Below are 26705 nucleotides of genomic sequence, written 5' to 3' on the forward strand. Positions count from 1 at the left end.
ATCTTAAATAACTTTAGCCTCATTTTTCAACAATTTCACCAACTCTCCTACATTGTCGGCATCAATCATTTTTACATCACCTTTGGCAGGTGGCAACTCGTATTGCTGTAATTTAACTGCTTCCGAAGCATCTGATGGTGCAAGCACCTCCAACTTTTTACTTCTCGCTGACATAATTCCTCTCATGTTAGGAATTTTCCATTCTGCAATTGGCTCTTGACAACCTGCAATAAAGGGTAAATCCAATTCTAAATACTCCTTACCACCTTCAATTTCGCGGGCTAACTTAGCTGTTTGACCTTCGATATCTAATTTCATTACTGGAGAGATTGCTGGCAAACCTAATAATTCACCTACCATTCCGTGTACCATTCCGCCATTAAAATCTATTGATTCTCTTCCCATCATGATTAAATCATAACCGGCATCTTTAGCGTGGTTAGCAATTTGCTCCGCTACAAAATATGAGTCTGTTGGCTCCGCATCAATTCTGATCGCATCATCAGCTCCAATTGCCAATGCTTTTCTTATAGTAGGTTCTGTTTCAGAAGTTCCTACATTTAGAACTGTAACAGTACCACCTGAAGCTTCTTTTAATTCAACAGCTCTTGCCAAGGCATAATCATCATATGGGCCAATGATGTACTGCACTCCGTCTGAATTAAATTTTGTATTATCGTCCGTAAAGGAAATCTTTGCCGTTGTATCCGGCACGTGCGTAATGCAAACTAATATTTTCATAAAATATATTGAGTTTATAGTTCATTGCCTAAAACACTTTTTGTTAAAGACAATTTGAAGATTTATAAAGTATAACTGATATTAAAGCCCGAAGTTAAGTATAATTGAAAAAAATAAAAATTGAATCCGACTAATGAATGAAGATAGAATAGCACAACTTGAAAAATTTCTAGAAGAATCTCCCAATGATCCCTTTTTACTCTATGCTTTGGCTACTGAATACAAAGAAGAAATACCCCAAAAAGCCAAGAAACTTTTCGATGAATTGCTAGAAAAGCATGAAAGCTATATCGGAACTTATTATCATGCGGCCGCTTTGTATGCTGAATTCTTTGACAGAGATATAGCTGAGGAAATTTACCAAAAAGGAATTGCACTTGCTCAAAAAAATGGAGAACATCATGCGCTAAGGGAATTGCAGAATGCTTATACGAATTTTCAGTTTGAGGAGTAGAGAATAGATTTCAGAATCAAGAACCTAGATTCAAGATTTACAGCTGCGTTAAGCTCATCTCTATTGAAAAAAAGAAAGAGGCTTAAAAGGAATATGCAATTGAAAAAAGAGCTGATCTATTTTTTACCATAATACCTCCTGAAGAGCCAATAACAAGGCCTGGGTAGAAATCTTTAAAACCAATAAAAACATCACAACTAATACTAAAATCTTTTATTATTTGCTGGCTTATTCCTAAAACACAACCCAAGTCAGTTTGAGAGGCCAGTAGCGATACTGGGTCTTGGTCTTTTGGTTGCCATTTTCTAACTATTATACCAGTATTTATAGACCTGTTTCCAGTTAATAAATACTTAATTATAATAGGAACTTAAAAGGCAAAATGCCTTTGCGTTGCTGTGTCATCTAAAGTTGGAAATAGTGATCCTTTCCCGTACCAATATATTTCATCTACCAGTGGTGATTTACTTTTAGCCCTGAAATATAGGTTGATTCCAGACTGTAGTTGAACTCTATTGCCTATCACATTCCTTGAAACACTAAATCCTATGCGAGTTGCCATTGCCGGATAATCTTCTGTTTCAAATCCTGTCACAGCAAATTTGGTTATCCCTACTCCTACATTGGCACTGAAGTTATAAGTCTTATTCTGCTCACTATGACTTTGAGAATAGATAAAACACATAGAACATAGATAAAATGTAATAAATAGTATAAGTTTCATAGATTTTTTATAGCCAGATGGTTTTAACTAAAACCGCCTGGATAAAATATTATTGTATTATTATGGGCAATCTAACTCTACCCAGTTATCTCCTACACCTCTTGATGTAGCTTCCAAGTTTACTATAGTAAATTCAATTGTTGGTACAGCACCATCTTGCCAATATATTAGGTTATCTGTTAATGCTCCTTCATCTATCACAATATCTAATGCCTCTGAGGTAGTCTCTTGATCAGGAAAACTTTCACTATGACTATAGTTTTGTCCATTCATTGTTACTGTGATCCTATATGAACAATCTCTTGCAGCTAAGGATGTTCTATAATTATTCCAATTGCAAAAAAAGTGGTTCTTTTTTTTCCATAAGCTTGAACATATACTGTAGGAGTATAGTTGTTTTCTGATATTATAAAATCAGCTGATCCACTAACAAAAACCTTTCTGTCAATCAATAACTTTAAACTGCTTGTTAGAGTTAAATCAATACAACTGTCATCTCTCTAACATTTTTTAAAGAGAAGATTTACTTATTTAGAAATCCTAAATTACAAACTATGAAACTCAGCAGCTATCAGGAAAAACTGAATAAAGAAAACAAGACAGATTTTAGCGACTTAAAAGCCGTTTTCATCAATTGCACATTAAAAAAATCACCAGAAAAATCTCATACTTCCGGGCTGATAAGTATGTCAGCTGAAATCATGGAGGAAAATGGAGTTCATGTGGATATCATCAGAGCCGTTGACCATAAAATTGCTTTCGGGGTTTACCCTGACATGACAGAATATGGCTGGGAGAAAGACGATTGGCCGGCCATTCAAAAAAAGATAATGGAGGCTGATATTTTAGTTATTGGAACACCGATTTGGTTAGGGGAGAAATCTTCAATTGCTACTCAAGTGATTGAAAGATTATATGGCTTTTCAGGAGAAACAAATGAACATGGTCAATATGCCTACTATGGTCGTGTAGGTGGTTGCTTAGTGACGGGCAATGAAGACGGTATCAAACATGTAAGCATGAACGTTTTGTACAGCTTGCAGCATTTAGGTTATGTTATTCCTCCGCAAGCCGATGCTGGATGGATAGGCGAAGCCGGTCCGGGTAAGTCGTATATGGATAAAGGTAGTGGTGGTCCAGAAAATGAATTCACTAATCGAAACACTACTTTTATGACTTGGAATTTGATGCATATGGCTAAAATATTGAAAGCGCATAATGGAGTTCCTGCATACGGTAATCAAAGAACCGAATGGGATGCATCTTCGCATAAAGATCATCCAAATCCTGAATATAGATAGAAAGGAATTTACTTAAAGTTTATCATGCTTAGTGGCTCTACAAAACAATCCTACAGTTTTCTGGCATCAATGCAAAATCAACTTTGTAAGAGTTTGAATAAGTAATAAAATGTTATCTTATTCTCTAAAGAAACCTTAAGCAAAATTCTGATAACGCTGAGCCACTAATCCATTATTTATGTATATACATACAAGTTTCATTACTTTCTATCGAATTATTTTCTAACTAATTCTTAAAGAATGTATATTACGAATGAAAAAACTTAAACTTAATCAAAATATACATGTCAACTGAAATCATTAACATTAAGAAACAAGAAGGAAACGATCATCTTTACCTGACTGATAACGAAGGTCACGCTGGTAAGGATACTATCACCACCACTGTGAAGAACGGGGATACGGTTACTTGGAAATTAGACCCTAATGGAGGAATAGATCAAATTACTGGAATTACTGCAAAGCCCGGAAGTCAAAATCTTTTTTCGGAAGGTCCTGCACCAGTAGATATAAAAGACCCTAAAACGGATTGGACAGGTACTATAGGCAAAGATGCGACAGGCTCAGAGTCTTATACTATTGCGTATAAAATTGGAGATCAAGCTTTGGTAGATGATCCAAAATTGAGAATAAATAATTAATGCAACCCCTATTCTTTAAAATTATTATAAAATCAGCCTTAATTATCGGGCTGATTTTTACTGCTTTTACATCATCTTTTAGTCAAAATCAAGAAATTGCCGATAGCCTATCCTCCGTTCTTAAACAGCATCCAAAAAAGGATACAATTAGGTTAGAGCTATTACGTAATATTGCTGCAAATGAAAGAGATCTTAATAAGGCAATTGAATACTCCGAAAGCTTAATCCAACTTTCTGAATCACTTCAAAATCCTGTCTATCTTTATAGAGGTCACCTACAAAAAGGTCAAATTTTAAGAGAAAAAGGAGATTTTTCAGCGGCTATAAATTCCCTATTCAAAGCAGCTAAAGCAGCTGAAAAAGCCAATTATCAAGCAGGGGTAGGTGGTTCATATGCTGCGCTAGCCGATCTTTATTCAGTGAATGATAATCATAAAAACGCATCTTTTTTTTACAAAAAAGCGATAAAGGTTTTGCGCCAGGAGCAAGACTCTGTTACTCTGGCAACAGTTTTGCTAAATGCTGGAGATGAGTACCGAAATGCAAATAAATTAGATTCAGCTCTCCTCTATTTCGAAGAATCAGGGGAAATATTCCAAAAAGTAGAATATTTAATCGGTACTGCCTATAACTTGGGTAATATGGGGATGGTACATGCCTTGAAGGGCGAACATCAAATTGCCAAAAACAAAATGGATTTAGCCTCTACTATCCTTAAAGACATGGGTGATTTTTATCCCATAGCCACTTACGATCTATATATAGCCGACATTTACAAACAGAACAGTGATCTAGAACGTGCTATTGCCTATGCGAAACATAGCCTTAATATATCGAAAGAACACTCTTTAAAAGGGCAAATTCGAGATGCCAATCTTAAATTATCTGAATTATATGATGCTCAAAATGACTACCAGAAAGCTTACTTCCATCAAAGTCAGTACTTGGTGTACCGCGACAGTATTAATAATGAGGAAAAAATAAGGGAAATAGCGGATTTAAGGACTGAATATGAAGTATCGCAACGAGAAACTGAAATTGCCTTATTGAAAACCAAGCAAAGAAATCAGTATATCGTATTTGTCTCTATGGCTATAATTATACTTCTGTTAGGCCTTGCTAGTTTCCTTTACTACCGCAACAGTAGAAGAAAACAAACACTCAATTTAATATTAAAAGAAAGAAAAGAAGAGGTTGAAGCGCAAAGAGATCAATTAGAAGCCATTAATGTAACAAGAGAGAAATTCCTCTCCATTATTGCTCATGATTTAATGGGCCCTGTCAACTCATTTAAAGGCTTATCCACTATAATGGGGATGAGTATTCTGAATCAAGACTTGAAAGATTTACATGACATTCATACTGTTTTTGACAAGTCCGTTAATAATCTTTCGTCACTTTTAAGCAATCTATTGGATTGGTCTGTAACGCAGCGTGGCAATATTCCTTATCAGCCTGAAAAAATACAACTGAAAAATTTAATTGATGAATTGATTGATTTATTTTTCAATATAGCAGAATCAAAAAGCATTCGTCTGAGGACAGATATTCCCGAAACAATTACATTATGGGCGGATATGAATAGTGTTAAAACCATCTTAAGAAACCTAGTAAGCAACGCTCTGAAATTCACTGAGGAAAATGGCGAAATCCAATTAGTAGCCGAAAAAGCGAGTCCGTATGCGGTAATTAAAATCAAAGACAGTGGACTTGGAATGCCCCAATCGAAGATTGATTTACTATTAGCCGAAGATCATTTCGAAAGAAGCCAAGGAACCGAAGGAGAAAAAGGAATAGGCTTAGGACTGCAGTTGGTTAAAGAATTTGTAGATATGAACCAAGGTAAGATGGAAATCGAAAGTGAGATTGGCAAAGGTACCACTTTTATGATCTATTTGCCTAGCACAGCACCCGGACAAGCACTCTGATCCCAAAAAGGGAAATTACTTCCGAAAAACATAATGCTTTTAATTTAATCGAGTTTCCTTTAATTTAATTTGTAATTAGAATAGTTAGTAACAAAATCTATTGTTTCCTCGGAAGTAAGTCTGTGCGGTTTTCCCGCCAGCTGAATGGTTGGGTGCTATACTTTTGGGGCCAAGGAGACTACAACTCCATAGCCAAAGCCTCCCATTGCTCTGTTAATCCCTCTAGCTCAGTATTGGTTTTATCAAACTTTTGATTGACTTCAAAAAGCTTATCAGGATTGCCATAAACACTAGGCTTTGCAAGCTCTTCCTCTAAGACTTTCTTCTCTGCTTCCAACTTCTCAATTTGTGTTTCTACTTTTGCAAGCTCCTTTTGTTTGGCTTTCAATTCAGCATCTTCCAGATTATGTCTTGGCTTAGCTTGTTTTTCCTTTTTTTGTTCTTTTTTCAACTCCTGTTCAAAAGCTTTATCTTCTGCCTTTGCAGCTTCTCTCTTGGCAAACCAATCCTGAAACTCATCATAAGTCCCAGGATATTCCTTTACTTGATAGTCCTCAATCCACCAGATTTTATTCGCGACATTGGAAACGAAATATCTATTGTGAGATACCGTGATGAAAGAACCTTCATATTGCTGTAAGGCTTGAATTAAGATATTTTCTGACTGCATATCCAAGTGGTTCGTTGGCTCATCCAGCAGCAAGAAATTAGCATTTGAGATCATCGTTTTAGATAAAGCAACACGCGACTTCTCCCCTCCTGACAATACCTTAATTTTTTTAAAAACCTCTTCATCTCGGAAAAGGAAACAACCCAACAAATTCCTAAGCTCCATTTCAGTTCGATCACTTCCAGCTTGCTTTAATTCATCTAAAATCTCATTCTGAACATTCAATGACTCTAATTGGTGCTGAGCAAAAAATCCAAACTCTACATTGTATCCTTCTTCTCTTTTCCCTTCTATCATCTCTTGTCCTGCAATTATCCTCAGCAAAGTAGATTTACCTTTACCATTGGCACCAATTAAAGCAATCTTATCGCCTCTCTCGATATGAGCATCTGTATTTTCTAAAATCTTAATGTCCCCATATGACTTAGAAACTTCATTTAACTTAACTATATGGCGTCCTGATTTATTATTGATTTTAAAGCTAAAATTAATGGTTGCATTATTATCCACCACTGCTTCCACTTTATCCATTCTATCGAGAGATTTTACTCTTGACTGCACTTGCTTTGCTTTGGTTGCTTTTGAGCGGAAACGGCTAATAAATTGCTCCGTTTGCTTAATTTTCTGCTGCTGATTTTCATAAGCATTTTGTTGCAATTCAGCTCTTAGTGCTTTCTCTTCATTATAAAAACTCCAGTTACCAGAATACAAATTCAATTGCTGTTGATCTACTTCAACTGTCAGTTCGATGGTTCTATTTAGAAACTCTCTGTCGTGAGAAACTATAATATAGGCCCCTTCATAAGACTTTAGATAGTTTTCTATCCATTGGATAGAAGGTAAATCTAAGTGGTTTGTGGGCTCATCCAGCATCAATAGCGAAGGCTTTTCTAAAAGTAGCTTTGCTAGCATCACTCTCATTCTCCAGCCCCCAGAAAAAGTTTTAAGGGGACGACTAAGATCTTCAGTTCTAAAGCCAATACCCTCCAAGATTTCCTCCGCCTTTGCCTGCAAACTGTAGCCTTCCATCATTTCAAACTGCTCTTGGGCCTTGGTTAATTTATCCACTAAATCATCAGAATAATCTTCTTCCATTTTCTTTAGAATGGTATCAATTTTATCCTGCAATTTCAATGCTTCTTTAAAAGCCTGCATGGCTACATGTAAAATACTATCTTCAGATTGAAAAGACAGTAAATCTTGGTTTAGGAAACCAATGGTGCAGTCTTTACTCATCTGTACCTCCCCTTTATCAGGAGTAATATCACCGTTGATAATTTTTAATAAAGTCGATTTTCCCTGTCCGTTCAAACCAATTAACCCTATTTTATCTTTGGGTTTGATATGTAAAGATGCATTATCAAATAAAGGCCTGTCGCCTATGTAGTAGTCTAAATTATTAATAGAAAGCATATTGTAAAATTAAGTGGGATTTTGACAGAATAAAATCCTTTGACCGATTAGTTGAAAGAATATTTAAAGCTTTGTTCTTACCTCTGATTATATTTGTTTAATCTTTTGATATAAATATTAAACAATATTTGTTATGATCTGTTACAATAGTAAATTAAATATAAAAACTATGAGTAAAACAGAAGACACACAAAGCTGGCCAGACTTAGCCATTGGACTATACGACAAGCTAACTGGCAGAAACGCGAAAATTAATTATGATTTTAGTGATTTCAAAATCGGAGTACCAAAAGCAGCGGGCTCTGAAGAAAAAACTGAGTGGACGATGAATGGAAAGCTGAGTATCACTACAGAATCGAAATGAAGAGAGTCAAAGTAACAGCTGATTTAGAACTTGATAGTGAAGCTGAAAAAATCACCGTCAAAAGCGATGATAATGTTATAAATATCACAATATCATCTTCATCAGCTGTTATTTTCCCACTACGTAGTTACCTAAAATTTAAAAGCTACGTAAAATTCAGCAAAAACATTTGCCAGAAAATCAATGTAGTAATTTCTGGAAAAAAAGTTGCGACAATAGTGGATGGGCAAATACGCTACCATCAAAAATGGTGGGCTTTTCAATTTTTATTAGCTTCATTATTCAAAAAAGGAATATAAAAAATGCACTTCTCTAAATCGAAAAGTGCATTTCTTTTATTCTACTGTAAGGATGGGAAAAGGATTTATTTCACCATCAATCTCACTTTTTTCCTAATATTACCTTGTTTTACATCCACTATGTAAATACCAGAATTTAACTGCTTGTCAATTGGAAGCGGTTTACTGAAATCTGCAGGATTATGAATTGCTTCATAATGTCTTCGTCCTTGCATATCAAAGATTGAAACCTGAATTTTTTGCTCTCCATGGAAACCTGATAATCTCAATTTGATATTCTGAGATTGGGTTGGATTCGGAACTGCAATTAAGTCAGATTTTTGTTCCCTATTCACTCTTACTACTTCCGAATACTCAAACATACCATCATAATCGACCTGTCTGAGACGGTAGTAAGAATCTCCAGCTAAAGGAGAGTAGTCTTTAAAATCATAATCAATAGTTTCCTTGGAATCACCAGCTCCTTCTACTATACCTAAAACTTCAAACACTTTACCATCAAAAGAACGCTGCACCTCAAAGAAATCATTGCTTTTCTCAGAGGCTGTTTGCCATTTTAGATCAACTCTGCTTCCATTATTTTCAGCAGCGAAATAAGTCAGTTCTACTGGTAAAGGATTAGCAGGATCTGTTGAGCCCATAATAAAAATCTTCTCACTAAAAGACTGAGGAGAGGCAGATCTCACAATCCCTTGGTTTTGTGTACCGAGACCCGATGGAAAAGTTCCTCCTAGATTATCCCACTCGCTCGTAGCAGTATTGTAAACCATTACAGTCAACTGACCCCTATCGGAAGAACCGGATGCCACATCCGTTTCAGAGCCCCACGATAAATCAACACTTGAAGCTGTACCTCCAGTTGCATTGTCAGAGATCACATAATATTCACCTTGTTGCAAGGTCTCAATATCAGGATCTGAAGAACTCATATCATCAACTACTGCCACATCCGTCACGACATCACCTTCGAAGAACTGCGCTTCCCAAGTAAACCCTCCATTTACACCATTAAGAGTTGCTGGCCTCCATCTATTCGCACTACCAATCGGAAAAGCAAAGTTCTGACCAGCAGATAGAGGCTTAGATACCTTGCCTGTGATGTAAGAATTGCTTTTACCTCTAGAAGGTGAAACTGTAGCTGCTGCGCCTAGGATAACTTCATTTCCGTTTGCTATTACTAAACCATCACTTAGAGTCAATGCACCAAGCACTTCAATATCAGAATTTAAAACTACATTTTCTCCTTCCCCATTTTTCTCTATTGCCAAATTACGAAAGGCATTGGAACCAGTAAAGTCTCCACTAATTGTATTTTCAAAGTTTCCTCCTGAGTTGGAAATAAATATAAAAGTAGCATTACCAGAACCAGCAGCATTGAAAGAACCACTATTGTAAGTCAGACCTCTAAACACCCTGAATTCTAGTGCAGAACTACCTAAATTAACAGTTCCCCCATCAATGATCATATCACCCAAAATATTTACCCTTCTCGAATTATTTCCATTCAAGACGCCTCCATTAAACATAAAGTCCCCAAGTGTATTAAAAACTCCATTTCCTGCCAAATTTATAGTTCCAGAGGTGATAGTCGAAGAACCATTTACAACAACTCTTCTATTAGTGGAAGCATTAAAAACAGGACCATCAACAACCAAGTCCTCACAAATTGTAACATCATTACTAGGAAAATTTCTATCACCTGAGCCACTTAAGGTTAAAGTTCTTAAAGTAGAAATTCCGCCTAGCACAGAATAGCTTCCTGTACCAGCATATTCTAGACCACCACCAGAGCAAGATAAAAAGTCTCCTGAAAAGGCAGGTAGAGTAGCATTGATACCATCACTTATAATTTTCAATGTTCCCGTACCTTCGAGAATTCCTAATCTATGGTTAGTTGAATTAATAACCTCGAGAGTAGCACCATCATTTAAGATAGTTTTATACAATCGAATATTACTATCTGGTAGTTGAAGCGTACTCCCTGCAGGTATTTCAATTACAGCACCGGATGGAGGAATTCCATTTTGGGGTAAAGCAGTTGTATAGGTACTGCTAAATTTAATATCCCCAGTGGTTGAATTTTGAACTACATACGTAACTACATTATCAGGAATTGCTTGATCAATGCCTGCAAAGTAATCACCACTAATTCCATTTGAATTATCTCCGTTGAAATTAAAAGCTATCCTATTACCAATTTCATCTACTTCTACTGTACCAAATTTATTGATTTCATTCATCGCATTGTCAAATGCAAGAATTCTTGCGGCAATGTAATCTGTTTCATCCAATCCTCCTTCCGCAGCAAGCACAAGTGCATCATTATATTGAAATGTTACATCTGAAGAAAAATTATTGATGCCTTGTGCAGTCAATGTCCAATAATATTGTAGCACATTATCTATATCAGAACCTAAATTATCATCACCATCATCAACTGTTGGATGATATTCGTTGGCAGGATTGACAAATATAGTCCCAACAGTTGTTCCAGAGCTATTTGCGCCTGTACTTAAATCCAAAACAACAGGCGTATAATACGTCTGCCCCAATGGAAATGTAAAATCAGAGGTCGTTCCTGCTGGAAAAGTTTTGCCGACTCCTTTATCTGCAAATGAACTATTAGTTTTGATCATATTAGAAACAGAAAATGGCTGTACTGCAACTATATCGGCTGACTGTCCCAATAATATATTTGATCCACCTACTTCGAAAACACCGCCATTTAGTCTTAAACCACCATTAATATTAAAATTATAACCATTCCCATCAGGAATAGTCACTCCATTTGAGTTACTAATTGAAACTACTCCTAAGACTCCTGTACCCGAAATAGACCTACGTAGTTCTTGATTTGATGACCCGGCAAAAACCAATCCGTTGCCACCAGAGCTGCTATGCTCCCCGTCAATAACAGCATCTGCTCTTAAGGTAATTTCATTTCCTCCATCATTCAAATTACCATCTGAAATAGTAAACAAATCATTAATCTCAATATTATTATTGACATTTAAGCTACCCGCTCCTGTCTTCGTAAACCTAAAGAAATTATTTGTCCCCGTTCCCAGTAATTCCTGATTGCTTTCAGTTGAAAAAATAACCTCGTTGTTCTGGGCATCAAATGCACCATCATTTTCGTAATCGCCATTAAGCGTTAAGGTAATCCCATTACCGTTAAAGCTTGCTCCAGATTCAATGAAGATGTTACCATCTATAGTTAAAGGATTAATAGCAATAAAAGCAATAGGATTATTTGTTCCATTTATATTTAAACCTGCTAATGCAACCGTTGAATTGATTCCAAAATCAGTTTGACCCACTGGAGTGCTAACACCAAACACATTTATAGTTTCTGTGATTTCCGAAACATCTGGGTCTAAGAATAGAGCAGCTATAGTAGGTGTTGTCTGATGTCTTTCTATTGCGAGTGTTCCGCCTGTAAAGGTAAATTCACTCCCTACATTGTAGATTTGGAGCATTCCTCTGGTTCCTTCTGGCCCCGCCTGAGTTCCAATGCGAACATCTCCTCCAGTCTGTCTATATTTTAAAATCCCGGTATTTGCTGTGGTGATTGGCCTAATTTGTGATCCAACATTTAAGACACCATCTGAAATTTCTAAAATGGCATTACCTGAAGCTGAATACTCTATAAAATTATTTCCATTGCCTCCGGCATCATCCATGTCGAGGGTACCTCCTTCTATTAGCAAAGATCCATTAAGCAATATTCCTGAATCATCTCCATTTATTCTCACAATACCTTGTGCAATATTGAAACCTGAACGAGCTGGTATTGATAAATCCAAATCACCATTTAAAACAGTAATATCTATACCGATATTATTTAAAACTAAAATACCTTCATTTATTTCTAATGGTGAAAAAGTATTCGAAGCTGTCAACAGATTAAAGTCTTCTTGAATAGTAAAAGAGCTTCCAAGTCCACCCTGTTTGTTCATTACTATTTTATAAAAATCAGCAACATTTCCGTTAGTTTTTGAATAACTATGATTCCCTTCACCAGAAAACTCTATGATAACATTGTTATCATTTACTCCAGACCCACTACTTAAGTCAAAATTTCCAGGTCTTTCTTGAATGATATCATCGTTTACTATCAGCCTATGTCTTAAACCATTATTAGTCGTATTATCAACTGTCAAATTTGAAGATCCTGCTGAACCAATAAATCTTAGTCTACCGACCTCCACTGTTCTTTCTTGACCATCATTGAAAATAAAATTCCCACCAAGATATCCACCAATTCTCAAATCTTCTATGACGGTGATATCACCCTCTGCATCGTTATTAGTGCGGACGGTAGTATTTCCGTCCACAATGAAATCGTTATTAACGACTATATCACTTTGGAAAATAGCAATCCTATTACTATTACCACCTTCTACACGTAAATTAGGGAAAGTGTTAGTAGGTGGAGTAATATTAAAGGTTCCATTATTATCCAAATAATAAGCATATACAAAATTTTCATTGTTATAAAAAGATCCAAAATCACCCGTGATTATTTGTGTATTCCCAACGTCATATCTCTGCATAAATGTACCACCTGTACCAGTTATAATGTCAAAATTAATATTTGCATTATCACGCAAGACGAGTCTATTACTATTATTAAAAGGATTTTCGTATACGATTCTCGCAACATCCACTGTAGTACCATTCTGTACATTGATAGAATGTCTGATATTTCCTGAACCATCGTATCCACCATATCCTATAACAGCTATATCACCTGCTTGGGGAAAATCTCCAGCGGACGGTCTTGCTGCATTATTCCCAGCGCCATCGTGGGCTACAAATGACCAGTTATTGTTATCGTTCCAAAACCTATTGTACCAACTTGAACCATTGCTAAGTCTGGTATAAAAAATCTCTGGTGCACCTACAAATTTGCTTGCATCGCCTGCCGTATATGCCGCATTGATCAAATCAAACCCACCAGCTGGATTACCTCCGCCTTCATTTCCCCAGAAGAAAATCCTGATATTTGTTGCATCAACATTATCAATACCGGACGAACCCGGTGCACCAGCTTCTGCTTCTGCAGTTCTTGTAAATGGATCACTTTCTAATACATACCCAGGCACGTAATTATTCGGGAAAGAATTAGGATTACCGCCAGTGGGGTCATCCCTTTCTACAGATCTGAATCGAAGTCTTTCGACAACCGGTACTGTAGTGAAATCCCGATAATCAACTATCCAGTACCTGTCTGAAATATCATTCCCTAAAGGATAGGGCCCAGCTGTTGCTAACTTTTTGGTTACTGGAATTACTGTCATATATCCCTCATCTGTAGCAGATAAAAGCCTAATATTTCCTGGAGTAAATTCAGAGGTTGCATTATCGCCTGTTGTTCCAGTTCCAACTGGAAAAGAAAAAACCCGAGGATTTCCATTGGTATTCCCTTCATCATTGTTTATAAAACCTGGATTTGTACCATCTGCATTTACCTTTAAGGATAATCCTCCATCAGACGCATTTCCAGCGGTGATAAACATATCTTCTACGCTAAATTCCCCACTTCCATTTGGTCCATTTGCTTCATTAGTTAAATCAACCGCTAGAACGTCAATGGTCAGATTATGGATATCTAAATTAATCCTACCGTGTTTATATTGTAAATAGTCAATTTTTAAATCACTTATTAGGTCAATTATTTCTGCGCCACTATTCAGTTTTACAGCTCCAAATCTACTTGTATCAGCTGTAATAAAAACAGTTGACCCGCCATCATCCCTTAATTTTAAGATATCGTTTTCATAGAATTCTTCTGAAACATCAGGTAAATCAGGGTTAAAGACAGTAATTTCATCATAATTGACTAAAGTATCTGCATACATTCTAATACTGTGTGACCCTTGATCGACTGTACCACTTAAAACTTTGAAAAAATCACCTTCAATTCTAAAAAGGTTGTTTTCATTATCGCTCCTATTGGTTTTGCCTGATTCAAATGAGATCTTTTTTCCGGAAGGTCTATCAACTAAAACATTCCAGAATAGTTGCTCATCTTCTGGACCGCCGGTCTTGTTAAGAAAGGTTAAAATAGCATTGTCTGTACCTACAAATGAGGTTGTATTGGGTTTACTGATATCATAAACATAATCAGCTGCGTTTTCTATAGTAAAATTACTACCTATTGTTACATCATTTCCATTGTGGTCAAAAGTCACACCATCTTCTATCGTAAGATCATTCAAGACTAGCAAGTCAGGATTTACAATATTCGTAACATTACCGCCGGTACCAGACGCTCCGGTAATAAGGTCTACCTCAGTACCTGATCCAGCCGTTTTACGCATGATAACGTCCCAAAATGGCGCTCTTGAAGCTAATTTAAAATTATCATTTCGGCTAATTTCCATGATGATAGTACCACCGGAAACGTTTTGATTACCTGCTGTGCTTGCAATGAAGATTCCACCTGTATTTGCACCGGTTCTTGCACCTGAGACGTTGAGCGTCCCACCAGACATATTAAAGGTATTACCAGGATAAGTTAAACTGAAAGCGTAATAGCTAGTCGAGATATTATTACCCGTTACATTAACTGTACCTCCTGATTGCGTATACCCGCCTATATTTTCAGGTCCATTAACTGACGTTCTGATTTGATTAACTGTCATCACACCACCAGAAACAACGATGTTTCCATTGGCCCGAGTAGTAATTCCACTATTGATCGGTGCATCCATTGTACCACCCGATAATTGAATAGTACCGTAAGGCACTATAGCTGTTCCATTTGGTTTTGCTGCCGAGCCACCGTTGATCCACAGTCGTGCTGCTTCCGAAATATTATAATTGCCCCCGTTATTTAATACAGGAACATCAACATTGTTATTTAGTCGGACAGTACCTCTTAACAATCCTAATGCATTATCGTTTGTTGTTAATTGAGCTACCGAACCATGGCCGTAATCAGCCGGTCCGAATAGATTAAAGTTGGTAGCCGAACTAGCATTAATGTCTAAAATATAAGTTTGATCATCTCCTTTATCAACCTCTATTCGGTAGAAATTACTAACACCATCACAATCAACCGCCTGATTCTTAGTGTCGTTGATAAAGTTAGCATCCACTATTCCGTCATTCGCTTCTACGCCATAATTTGGAGCAATCCTATTTGTAAAAGCTAAAGTACCCGAAACAGATAAATCACCATAAAAATTAAACTCATGTCTAGCGTTTCCTGATCCAGTGGTAAAAGAGGCTCCTGCTTCAACCAGTACATCTCCATACGTACTTATCTCTAGACTATTGGTAGCTAAGTTGTTATTAATGGAAAACTCACCGGTTTGTAATGTTAAATCTCCAAACAACGTGTAGTCTGATGTAAGAACTGCAACATCTGAAGAATTATCAAGATTGAGGACAACATTATTGTAAATCCTATCTTGATTAAGATTAATTGCAGAGCCAATAATTTCTACAGTACCACCAACTATTGAATCAGCAAAAAGACCGGTCGATCCTGATGGAAAATTATCATTATTGGAGGCATCACCTGCAATGCTAATTGTCCCGCCCCCTGCTATGTTAGTAAAGTCGTGACCAGATGTATTTCCTATTACCAATCTTTCATTAACAGTAAGATTTAAAGCATCATTATCATCTGAATCCATTGTCACGACATCCCCTGCTAAAATAGTAATATTATCTTCATTTGTAGGTAAAACACCACCTAAGGGTGTCCTTAAAGCGCCAGACGGATCTCTTGTCCATGTCAGTGGGTCATTCCAGTCACCACTTTGAAAAGAATAGATATTTCCTGGAATCAACTGCTCCCCTCTTCCGATGGTGTAATAGCCCGTATTTAAATTAGTATTTCCTGCATCGATTATTAATTGATCGGAATTTTGTACGGCATAACTATTGACACTCAGGCGACTAAAATCGCTTACTAAATCTGGCCTGTATAATAGTACGTAATCAGTTGCGCTTCCAATAGTTAATCCAGCATTACCAAAATCGAAAATTAATTCTGCACTAACCGTTCCAGAATTCTCGATAAACCAACTTCTAGCCCAACGATCATCAATTTCAGGTTCCCCTAATTCAGTCAATACATTTTCGGCATGTGTCGTATTATCATGTGCAAATAATGCGTACTCGTCTATTCCATTTAAGGAATTATTAGCTTCATCAATTTTAAGAGCATCAGAAAAACCTGATTCAGAAAATTTCTCCGATCCATCTGCCGTGCCTATACCTCTAAGGTCAGTAGTGTAAGCACCATCTCGCAACGAAAATAGATCCACTCCGATTGTGATACTATACTTTTCTGACAAATAATTTTCAATTATTAATCTTTCCGCTTCGTTTAAGGATTTTTTATATGCAATTATTTCAGCGATTTTGCCACTGAAATCCTGGCCTGCATCGTACCCTCCGTCAACTGCATCTTGCTCACCACCGATAACAAGTGAGCCTCCATTGGTTATCGAGTTTCCATTAGCAATTGATCCGGTATTCACACTGGAGCCATTTTTAAAATGCTCTAGCGTACCTCCACTGGAATTCCAAACAGAGGTAAAAATATTAAAAGTAGAAACCCCATCACTAAAGTCTCCACCTGCATTATTCGGTCCAGTTACATAGGTTCCAATATTACCTGGATTAAAAAGCAAATATTCATTATTTGACGATGGAATAGCATAAGATAAAACCGCTTCATTATTATTTGCAGTTGCAAACACGATAATAGTTGAAATTTCATCTGATGCCATATTATTGAAAGGATTGACTACCAATCTTTCTGAATTTGTATCATCAAAGTCTACTACCGGAAGTCCATTGATGGCACTTAATTGATAGTCTGGCAAATTACCTGAAGAAGAAGCAGAAAAAACTGTTCCATTTCCTGAAATATCACTCCAGTTGGCTACGTCTGCTCCATCCGCAACACCTATAGTTGATGCATCCAACCATAAAAAGTTTTCAGCTTGCCCTGATGCCCCAGTTGCATTACCAATTCCAGCTGGTCCTGTCTGGCCATTTACACTTAGGGAGGACAAAAGCCCAGCCGAAATAATTGTAAGTAGAAAGTAGAATCTATTCATAATGGTTCTCATTTTCATGTAAGCTAACTGCAAATATACTATCCAAATATCAAATAAAAGTAATTTTAGGCACATAAGTTGCCTTTAATCGTCAAGATTTATGAAAAAAACGACCAAACTAGATTTTTTGCGGTTAGACATTAATTCTGGAACTTTAGATTTTTTTCTAAAGTCCTAAATAACAACATCTTAATAAAGTTAATGATATGATTATTATAAGATTAAAGTTATAGGAAATAACCGCTTAACCTCAATACAAATAGTAGAGAGACATCATCAAAGCTTGTCTTGACCTGACTTTAGAAATATACTTAAAAAATAAAAGGATGTAATTTTTTAAGTATTCTATCAATTTAAACTCCAATCAAATCCTACAAAAAAATTCCGTCCCATCACACTTCCGTAATTATAAGCGGTGTCAAAAAACTCCCCGAAGCCCAATGGGGTTGTTTCATCTTTCGTCCCGCTCAGAGGCGATATTTCCTGAACATTATCGAATATATTCCGAACACCAGCAAATACTTCAATTCGCTTAAATTCTTTTCTAATTTTAAGATTATGTATTGCAAAAGCAGGAGATAAAACAGCTCTCCTTCTTTCAATTTCCCCATTGACATTAACATCAAACACTTCTGGCATGGCGGTGGGCCCATTCCAGTTGAAGCTATAATTTAATTTTATATCGAATGGAAAACTATATTCTAATGATCCCACTCCTGACCAATCTCGCGAGTACATAATTGGTCTTTCTTCCAGAATATCATTTTCACTAAGTACTGCCTGCCGAGCATTCTGCCATTGAGCACCTACATTTAGATAAAGCCTTGCGCCAAGTTGATGGTTTATATTGGCACTCAAGCCGCGAGTGTAGGCATATGCCTCCGAATTGGCGTAAATAATAAAACCAGGCGTTTCATAATTAGGGATGATCTTATTGGTGAAGTAAGTATAAAAACCATCCAACTCAATACTTCCCTGTTGATTACCAAAAGTATAAACATGTTGGAATCCAAGTCCAACGTTAAAGGACCTTTCTGGATCTAAATCTTCCGTTATCAATAATTCTCTTTGTCCAGAAACAAAAGCATGGTCTTCAGTGAACAAATTTACTATTCTAAAACCGGTCCCACTATTGAAACGGAAATTTGTCCACTCGCTTAGCTGGTATTGAACATTGAGCCTAGGAGAAAAAATAAATCCATGTCGATTATAGTAGTCTACTCTAGCACCAGATAATGCTTTCCAATTCTCATTAATTGTCCATTCGTCCTGCACGAAAATACCAGGAACAATTTGTAAATCCGGTTGATTACTACCCTCATTTTCTGTAGCTGGAGAGTTGTCATCATAGTACGTTATTCTTTGGCTAAAACCTGATAAAAGATTATGGTTTCCTAGCTCATTTTCATAAATGAAATTGGCAAATGCTTGATGCTGTTGGGCTTCATAAAAAGTATCTCCATAATAACTATCTTGCCAATGCTGACTAGCAGAAAATTGTAATCTAAAAGGGCTGTCTCCATATTTTTTATCACCGAATAATTCCCAGCGGTTAGTAAAAATACTCTCGCCATACACCTGGTCACTACCTCTTAATTGTTTATAGTTCCTGTCCCTGACATATTCCAAAACCCCATTTCTTCTGTCTTCAAAGTAATATTTGCCCCCTAAAGAGAATTGCTTCTTTTTATTTTCTGAAAAATTGAAAGCAGAAAATCGATCTCTCAGTGCTATGTCTGAAAACAAATCTCCATTTTGATCTACGAAACGATTGGCCATATCCCAATGCACTCCTGAAAAATGTTTCCATTCATCTTTTCCATGCTGCGCAATGATATTTCCTTTCCACTCTCCAAACTGCGAATAGCTTGAATTAAGCTTTATACTGTTTCTTTCCGCATGTGGAGTTATAATATTAATTACCCCTGCCATAGCTTCAGATCCATAAAGCGTAGAACCAGGACCACGCACCACTTCCACTTTTTCCATCATATCTGTGGGAATACTATTGAGTCCATAAACGGTTGCTAAATTCCCATAAATTGGAATTCCATTAATCAAGAGAGAGGTATAAGCACCCTGTAGGCCATTGATGCTGATTTCGTTGGTATAACAAACACCACAAGCGACATTTTCTTGAATCCCATTGACCATCGAAATATTTTCCATCAAATTTCCTGATCCTTGTGAAAAATCATTTAGAAAATCTGCTTTAAAAACTTCAACTTTTACAGGCGAATTCCTCAAGCTTCTTGCTTGCATTTGCCCACTGACGACCACTTCATTTAAACCTAACTTATCAGGTAAGAGTCGAATAGTATGTGATTTACTGAGGTCCATTTTCTCTACCTCAATTTCGCGTTTCTGATAGCCGACATAGGAAATCCAGATTAATGTACTTCCCTTCTCTACTTTTAGCGAAATGACACCATTTTCATCAGCTGTCGCTCCATATCCAAGATCATTATCATAAGCTGTGGCAAAAGGTAATGGAGCTCCATTTTCATCTTCTATGAGTAGTCTGACTTCCTGAGCTATTGAAGTACTGGCTGCAGTTATAAAGCTGATTATGAACAGTAAAGATCTTAACATGAATTATTTTTAGATTAATCTAAATTATTATTAATGCAAATATAAAATATATAATTAGATTACTAAATTTCTAGAAAAAGGTTTGTCAAAAAAAACAATATTCTATGAACAATGGATTTTTATTAACTTGCATTTCTTAATAACCAATCCATGAGATATTTCTATTTAGTTATCTTAATCAGTATTTCATTCTTTGCAAACGCACAGGAAGACAGTATTCAAATTGCCACTGACCGGCCAGGGTTCTCAGAATATCCTAAAACTATTCCGTCAGGATATTTTCAAATTGAAGCAGGCTTTTCCTTTGAAAGTGAAACGGTGAATCCAACCGATAGACTTCAACTCATTAATTGGAATAACACATTGTTGAAATACGGACTACTAGAGGGCTTAGAATTGCGTTTAAGTCAATCTTATCAAAGTGAAAGATTGTTGGAAGGTGGGCAAAGCCCTCAATTTATTTGGCAAAGTTTCTCTGGACCGGTTGTAGTGGGGACGAAAATTGATTTACTGCAGGAATCTGGACTAAAACCTCAAACAGCAATAGTTGCAGAATATGGCTTTAATACATTCAGTCCTGAAACCTTTGAAAGAAATAATTTTTACAGAATCCAATTAACTTCCAAATATCAACTAAACCCTGAATGGTATCTCATGGGGAATTTAGGATATGATAAGCGATTTAATGATTTTGGCCGACTGAGATACACCGTCAACAGTGGGTATAGTTTGAATCAAAAATTATCGATTTATGCGGAAATATATGGTTTCTTATCAGAATCAAGAACCCCCTTAAATTACTTTGATGGGGGACTTATTTACTTAATTAATCCAAAACTTCAATTGGATGTCCATGCAGGTTTTGATATGGTTCAACAAACCAATAGTTTGGTGGAATATCAGCAAAGCTTTATCGCATTTGGTTTAGGTTATTTATTTAAAGTTAAAAAATGAGTCTAAAAGCTTACTTTGATAAAAAAAATAATTTTGAAGCTGGTTGTGATGAGGTGGGAAGGGGCTGTTTAGCCGGACCAGTAGTGGCTTCAGCAGTGATTTTACCCAAGAGTTTCAAGCATCCTTATCTTACTGATTCCAAAAAATTGAGTGGAAAGAAACGAGCAGAATTGGTAGATGTCATTAAAGAGCAAAGCATTGCCTGGGCCATAGCTGAGTGCAGTCCTGAAGAAATTGATGAAGTCAATATCTTAAAAGCATCTTTTTGGGCCATGCACAAAGCATTAGACCAGTTAACACGAAAACCTGATTTCTTATTGATTGACGGGAATCGATTTACACCCTATGCTGGATTATCTCATGAATGTATCATAAAAGGAGATAGTAAATATTTCAGCATTGCCGCAGCTTCCATCTTAGCAAAAGAATATCGAGACAATTTCATGAGAGATTTAGCTACTATTCATCCTCATTACGGTTGGGAACGGAATGTGGGATACCCAACTCGCCAACACCGAGAAGGCATTCAGAAATTCGGTATAACTGAATATCATAGAAAATCTTTTCAACTATTGCCAAAGCAATTAAATATTTTTGAAAAAACGAACTAAAAAACTATTAGCATGAAGAAATTTAAAGTAGGCTGTGTTCAAGCTACTCCTGCCCTATTCAATAAATCCAAAACTATGGATATTGTATTAAATTGGATTCAAAAAGCCTCGAAACAGGATGTCCAATTATTGGTTTTTCCTGAAAGCTTTATTCCTGCTTATCCAGCTGGATTGGGTTTTGGTACTGTAGTTGGTAGTCGAACAGAAGCAGGGCGTGACCAATTTAGAGAATATTGGGAGAACAGCGTAGAAGTTGGCGCTGACGAAACTCAAAAGATTGCCAAATGGGCTAAAGAATATGAAATGTATATCACTATCGGCATTACGGAGAAAGATACGATAAGTAAAACTTTGTATTGCACACTACTTTATTTTTCTGATAAAGGATCATTGATGGGGAAACATCGCAAATTAAAGCCTACTGCAGCGGAAAGATTAGTATGGGGAGAAGGCGATGGAACAAGCCTATCTACTTTTGACACTTCTCTAGGTAAGATTGGCGGCCTGATCTGTTGGGAAAACTATATGCCTTTAGCAAGAATGGCTATGTATCAAAAAGGTATTGAAATTTATGTGGCTCCTACTGCTGATTCACGAGACAGCTGGAATAGTAGCTTGATCCATATTGCTTGTGAAGGTAGGTGCTACGTGATTGGATCTAATCAATTTATCAGGAAAAGCGACTATCCTGAACATCTGCAAAAAGAATTAGCAGAAGATCGTCCAGAAGTATTATCAAGAGGTGGAAGTGTTATTATATCTCCCTTAGGGGAAGTATTAGCTGGTCCTTTGTACAATGAAGAAGGATTATTGACCGCTGAAATCGATCATGACGAAATCATCAGAGCAAAAATGGATTTTGATGTGATTGGTCATTACGCCAGAAACGATGTATTTGGATTTGATGTAAATAGCCAACCCGATATTAGTAAAGACTAGTGATTGAAGGAAAAGTTGATCAAAAAGCTTAGATTTTTAATCGAGCTATTCTGTCTTTTGATGGTTAAAATCATCTTGTATTTAAATTGAATGGCTTCATAAAAACGGATAAAAACCAATCATAGAAAAAGCCCAACCTAGAGAATCATTTTATATTTCCACAATCCTAATTCAAATATCTAAAATTTCCTCATTTTTGCAGTCCAAAAAATAAAAGGAATGATAAGAGGAGCAATATTAGTTTTTTTAGGTGCTTGTAGTTTTGGAGTTTTGACCACTCTAGTAAAAATTTCATACGAAGAAGGATTCACCTTAGCAGAAGTTACAGGTGCACAAGTATTTTTTGGAGCTGTGATTCTATGGTTGATTTTAGCAGGGAGAGCTTTATTTGGGGCCATTAAATTCAAATTCACATGGAAAAACAGCTGGAAGGTTTTGTTAACTGGAATCAGCACCGGCTTGGTAAGTTTATGCTATTATAAATCCATCCAAGAATTACCAGCTTCCATTGGAATTCTCTTATTAATGCAATTCACTTGGATCAGCATGTTATTAGAAATAATTATTCATAGAAAATTCCCGACACGAATGCAGTGGGTTTCGGTAGTCTTCATTCTCTTCGGTACATATTTAGCGGGAAATGTTTACAGTCTAGATAATATACCTTTTAGCTTGGAAGGAATCGGGTTCGGATTCTTGGCTGGCTTTTTCTATGCCGTTTTTATCTGGGCAAATGGAAGAGTTGGAAATGCTTTGATACCCGTGCAAAAAAGTGCTATGATGATTACAGGCGCTTGTCTTTTCATTTTTGCCATATTTCCACCTGAATTTTTATGGAATGGTAGTTTGACAGCTGGTTTATGGTTATGGGGCTTGATTTTCGCCTTATTTGGAACTGTAATACCGCCTCTATTTTACGCGTATGGAATCCCGCAAACGGGAGTAGGCCTCAGTAGCATTTTAAGTTCAGCGGAACTACCTGTTGCCGTCTTCTTTTCAAGTTGGCTTTTAGCAGAAGAAGTTACAGGATTACAATGGGTGGGAGTTGCTACAATACTTTTGGCAATTGTAATTTCAAATATAAAACGCCCCCTAACCCCAAAAGGGGGAATTGATTCCACAAAATAATATATCAACTTTGTCACAATTTAATATCATTCGATTATTAAAGCAATTCAAGTATTAAAACATTAATTAAAATACAAAATTAATTCCGTGCGTTTTCCCCCTTTGGGGGCGAGGGGCTGGGCTATTTGGCTGGACTCCACTCTGAAGGATTATCTCTCCACTCTTTCAAAGTGGCTAATTCATCAGTTTTAATTAATTTCTTTGCTAATGCTTCTTCCAGAAGATGGGGATAATCACTTAAACAAACTAAATTAATTCCTGCATTTTTGAAATTCTCAACCGCAACATCGAAACCATATGTAAAAATAGCCGCCATCCCTAAAACGTCCGCACCTTGAGCTTGCAATGCCTCCGCTGCCTTTATAGAACTTCCACCTGTTGAAACTAAATCTTCAACCAGCACTACTTTTTGACCTTTCACTAATTTACCTTCGACCAAATTTTCCATACCGTGACCTTTAGGCTTCGATCTTACGTACATAAACGGCAAATCCAATGATTCTGCAACCAAAACACCTTGTGGAATGCCAGCAGTCGCAACTCCAGCAATAGCCTCTGCTTCAGGTAATTTCGACCTGATTACGTCAGACAAATAGTGCTTAATAATGCTACGCGTTTCAGGAAAAGATAATGCCAACCTGTTATCGCAATAAATGGGTGATTTCCATCCAGACGCCCAAGTGAAGGGTTTCGCAGGTCTGATTTGGATAGCTCCCACATCTAATAATTCAATAGCAATGGCACGTGCAATTTCTGATTTGGCGATGGTAATCATAAGAAATAATTGAGTTAGAATTTGGGTCGAATTTAGGGTTTTTATTGGCAAGGTTGAAATAAAAGAATAATTAAGGAATCAAAATCTATCCCGCTCTTAGAATGATGCAAAATGAAACAGTTAATTTACTAAACTCAACATCCCCATTTTGTCTATTCTTAATTTACCTTCATCATCGAGTTTTCTGACCATCGATATAACTTTTTCTTTGGCATAGCCTTCTATGTTTTCTGCAAGTCGCTCTATATTTAAATGAGAATCGTTTAAAATTTCTAAAATCTTTTGCTCTAAATTCTTCTCATAACTCGCTGATTTTTTTTCATTAAGACATACATCACAAACTCCGCAAACTTCTTCTTTATACTCCCCAAAATACTGCAATAACTTTAGCGTACGGCATACTAAATCATTTTCTACATAATCTTTTACAGCAAGAAGTTTATCGTGCTTACGCTTTTTACGTTCTTCCAGTCTTTTTTTATTAAGCGGTAGTTTATTAGCGTCATGACGAGCCTCCAGAAAAGTCAATTGTGGTGAATCAGACTTAGGCGAATAGTCTATCACATTTTCTTTATCGAGAAATTTTAATTGCTTTACTACCTCCTGCGGGCTCATTTCGGCTATTTTGGCAATCTGTAATTCATTGATGAAAATAACTTGTTGATAGAGGTCCCCTCCGTAAATCCGCAAAACTGTCTTTATAACCTTTTCAAACTTGGCATTAGCAATTTCGTAAGCATATAGGTTTTTAAAATCTAGATTGATATGCAATCCTGACGGGCGAAAAAACTGTTCATTCAATTGTATAAATCCTTCCTCCTCTAGTACCTTGAGTGCGTGAAAGACAGGATACACTTCATATTTATTATGTTGACAAAAATCCTGTATTTCAAAGTCAAAACTTTGCATTTCACCAGAACCAATGGCAATTTTAAAGTAATTAGCCAATGACTGATATAATCTTTTGAGGAAATCAAAATCAGGATGTGCTAATTCATGTCGTTCCTTCATTTCTTTGAAATCCTGAGGATGATATAGTGCCACCGCAAAAGCTGGCTTTTCATCACGCCCTGCTCTTCCCGCTTCCTGATAATACGATTCTAAATTATCAGGTAATTCCCAATGTATGACAGTACGGACATCAGGTTTATCAATACCCATTCCGAAGGCATTGGTAGCAACAATAATTCTAGTCTTATTCGTTAACCAAGCGTCTTGCTTGGCGTTTCGGTCTGCTTGTGAAAGTCCAGCATGGTAAAAATCAGCAAAGAATCCATTTTTTTTGAGTAATTCGGCTATGTCCTTTGTGCGCCTACGGTTTCGTGCATAAACAACAGAGGTACCATTGATCTTACGTAAAATTTCAAATAGCTTCGCTTCCTTATTTTCGACTTTCCTGACGGAATACGATAAATTATCCCGAGCGAAACTCTTCTGAAAAACATTTGCTCTCTTGAAATTGAGCTTGTCCTGAATATCAATTTTAACATCCTCAGTGGCAGTAGCCGTTAAAGCTATACAGGGCAAGTCAGGAAATAATTCTCTAAAGTCAGCTATCTGTAAATATGGCGGACGAAAATCATAACCCCACTGAGAAATACAATGTGCTTCATCAATTGCTAAAAGGTTAAGATTCATTTTCTTGGCCCTTTCGAGAAATAAATCTGTTTTGAGACGCTCAGGGGAAACGTAAAGAAATTTATAGGCGCCATGAGCAGCATTATCTAAAAGAATATCAATTTCTCGATAGGTCATGCCAGAATAAACAGCCGCAGCAGGAATTTTCCTCCTTTTCAATTGCTCAACTTGATCTTTCATCAAAGCAATTAGAGGAGAAATAACTAAACACATCCCTTCTGTCATTAAAGCAGGAACTTGAAAACAAATGGATTTTCCACCGCCAGTGGGAAGCAAAGCCAAAGTGTCTTTAGCAGAAACTATAGAATCGATAATATCCTCCTGCATACTTCTAAAGGCTTCATAGCCCCAGTATTTTTGGAGGACATCAATGGCTTTTAAGTTCTGCATTTCTGGCTTAGCAATATTTACAACTCTAATATGACTTTAATATTAATGATTAGCTTT

At 36.6% G+C, this 26705-nt stretch carries 18 protein-coding genes; 10 read left to right on the forward strand and 8 right to left on the reverse strand.

Annotated features, from left to right (window positions below; translation table 11 throughout):
* Positions 1 to 3: 3 nt before the first annotated feature.
* Positions 4 to 741: an electron transfer flavoprotein subunit beta/FixA family protein gene (locus B9Y84_RS10915; protein ID WP_085517145.1), complete on the reverse strand. Its 738-nt coding sequence runs from the start codon at positions 739 to 741 to the stop codon at positions 4 to 6.
* A 133-nt stretch (positions 742 to 874) separates the two neighbouring features.
* Between B9Y84_RS10915 and B9Y84_RS10920 the strand changes: the two genes are divergently transcribed.
* A complete protein-coding gene (locus B9Y84_RS10920; protein ID WP_085517147.1) occupies positions 875 to 1195 on the forward strand; it encodes an enzyme of heme biosynthesis in 321 nt (106 codons plus the stop codon).
* A 370-nt stretch (positions 1196 to 1565) separates the two neighbouring features.
* Here the strand turns inward: B9Y84_RS10920 and B9Y84_RS10925 are convergent, their stop codons facing one another.
* Together B9Y84_RS10925 and B9Y84_RS10930 are read right to left on the reverse strand one after the other, a co-directional pair.
* On the reverse strand, positions 1566 to 1919 hold the full coding sequence (locus B9Y84_RS10925; protein ID WP_139828010.1) for a hypothetical protein: 354 nt from the start codon (positions 1917 to 1919) through the stop codon (positions 1566 to 1568).
* Between the two features lie 60 nt (positions 1920 to 1979).
* Positions 1980 to 2192 (reverse strand): hypothetical protein, encoded by a 213-nt coding sequence (locus B9Y84_RS10930; RefSeq protein ID WP_085517151.1) that lies wholly within the window; start codon positions 2190 to 2192, stop codon positions 1980 to 1982.
* Between the two features lie 281 nt (positions 2193 to 2473).
* Between B9Y84_RS10930 and B9Y84_RS10935 the strand changes: the two genes are divergently transcribed.
* From B9Y84_RS10935 to B9Y84_RS10945, 3 genes are all read left to right on the forward strand, one after another.
* Positions 2474 to 3220 (forward strand): flavodoxin family protein, encoded by a 747-nt coding sequence (locus tag B9Y84_RS10935; RefSeq protein ID WP_085517153.1) that lies wholly within the window; start codon positions 2474 to 2476, stop codon positions 3218 to 3220.
* A 284-nt stretch (positions 3221 to 3504) separates the two neighbouring features.
* Positions 3505 to 3861, forward strand: coding sequence for a hypothetical protein (locus tag B9Y84_RS10940; protein WP_085517155.1), 357 nt, complete (start codon positions 3505 to 3507; stop codon positions 3859 to 3861).
* Entirely contained in the window at positions 3861 to 5789 is a 1929-nt protein-coding gene (locus B9Y84_RS10945; protein WP_085517157.1) for a tetratricopeptide repeat-containing sensor histidine kinase, read from the forward strand. Before B9Y84_RS10940 ends, B9Y84_RS10945 begins: the two co-directional genes overlap by 1 nt.
* Before the next feature lie 178 nt (positions 5790 to 5967).
* On the opposite strand, the gene B9Y84_RS10950 is transcribed toward B9Y84_RS10945, so the two are convergent.
* Positions 5968 to 7872, reverse strand: coding sequence for an ABC-F family ATP-binding cassette domain-containing protein (locus B9Y84_RS10950; RefSeq protein ID WP_085517158.1), 1905 nt, complete (start codon positions 7870 to 7872; stop codon positions 5968 to 5970).
* A gap of 169 nt (positions 7873 to 8041) precedes the next feature.
* Here B9Y84_RS10950 and B9Y84_RS10955 point away from each other — a divergent pair, with 169 nt between their 5' ends.
* Positions 8042 to 8236 (forward strand): hypothetical protein, encoded by a 195-nt coding sequence (locus tag B9Y84_RS10955; protein ID WP_085517510.1) that lies wholly within the window; start codon positions 8042 to 8044, stop codon positions 8234 to 8236.
* On the forward strand, positions 8233 to 8535 hold the full coding sequence (locus B9Y84_RS10960; RefSeq protein ID WP_085517160.1) for a hypothetical protein: 303 nt from the start codon (positions 8233 to 8235) through the stop codon (positions 8533 to 8535). Before B9Y84_RS10955 ends, B9Y84_RS10960 begins: the two co-directional genes overlap by 4 nt.
* Positions 8536 to 8600: 65 nt before the next feature.
* Here the strand turns inward: B9Y84_RS10960 and B9Y84_RS10965 are convergent, their stop codons facing one another.
* Together B9Y84_RS10965 and B9Y84_RS10970 are read right to left on the reverse strand one after the other, a co-directional pair.
* A complete protein-coding gene (locus B9Y84_RS10965; RefSeq protein WP_176223774.1) occupies positions 8601 to 17621 on the reverse strand; it encodes a T9SS type A sorting domain-containing protein in 9021 nt (3006 codons plus the stop codon).
* 348 nt (positions 17622 to 17969) lie between these two features.
* On the reverse strand, positions 17970 to 20213 hold the full coding sequence (locus B9Y84_RS10970; protein ID WP_085517164.1) for a TonB-dependent receptor: 2244 nt from the start codon (positions 20211 to 20213) through the stop codon (positions 17970 to 17972).
* A 150-nt stretch (positions 20214 to 20363) separates the two neighbouring features.
* Here B9Y84_RS10970 and B9Y84_RS10975 point away from each other — a divergent pair, with 150 nt between their 5' ends.
* The 4 genes from B9Y84_RS10975 (at position 20364) to B9Y84_RS10990 (ending at position 23845) form a co-directional block, all read left to right on the forward strand.
* Entirely contained in the window at positions 20364 to 21167 is an 804-nt protein-coding gene (locus B9Y84_RS10975; protein ID WP_085517166.1) for a transporter, read from the forward strand.
* Positions 21164 to 21778 carry a ribonuclease HII gene (locus tag B9Y84_RS10980; RefSeq protein WP_085517168.1) on the forward strand — a complete coding sequence of 205 codons (615 nt, stop codon included), beginning with the start codon at positions 21164 to 21166 and terminating at the stop codon, positions 21776 to 21778. The genes B9Y84_RS10975 and B9Y84_RS10980 overlap by 4 nt, the downstream gene beginning before the upstream one ends.
* 12 nt (positions 21779 to 21790) lie before the next feature.
* On the forward strand, positions 21791 to 22717 hold the full coding sequence (locus tag B9Y84_RS10985) for a carbon-nitrogen hydrolase family protein (RefSeq protein ID WP_085517171.1): 927 nt from the start codon (positions 21791 to 21793) through the stop codon (positions 22715 to 22717).
* Positions 22718 to 22936: 219 nt separating this feature from the next.
* On the forward strand, positions 22937 to 23845 hold the full coding sequence (locus B9Y84_RS10990) for an EamA family transporter (RefSeq protein ID WP_085517172.1): 909 nt from the start codon (positions 22937 to 22939) through the stop codon (positions 23843 to 23845).
* Positions 23846 to 23966: 121 nt separating this feature from the next.
* Here the strand turns inward: B9Y84_RS10990 and pyrE are convergent, their stop codons facing one another.
* Together pyrE and B9Y84_RS11000 are read right to left on the reverse strand one after the other, a co-directional pair.
* Positions 23967 to 24620: an orotate phosphoribosyltransferase gene (gene pyrE / locus B9Y84_RS10995; RefSeq protein ID WP_085517175.1), complete on the reverse strand. Its 654-nt coding sequence runs from the start codon at positions 24618 to 24620 to the stop codon at positions 23967 to 23969.
* Between the two features lie 120 nt (positions 24621 to 24740).
* Positions 24741 to 26648: a RecQ family ATP-dependent DNA helicase gene (locus B9Y84_RS11000; protein ID WP_085517177.1), complete on the reverse strand. Its 1908-nt coding sequence runs from the start codon at positions 26646 to 26648 to the stop codon at positions 24741 to 24743.
* Between the last annotated feature and the right edge of the window lie 57 nt (positions 26649 to 26705).

The sequence above is a fragment of the Marivirga sericea genome, assembly GCF_900177665.1.
In the GTDB taxonomy this organism is placed as follows: Bacteria; Bacteroidota; Bacteroidia; order Cytophagales; family Cyclobacteriaceae; genus Marivirga; species Marivirga sericea.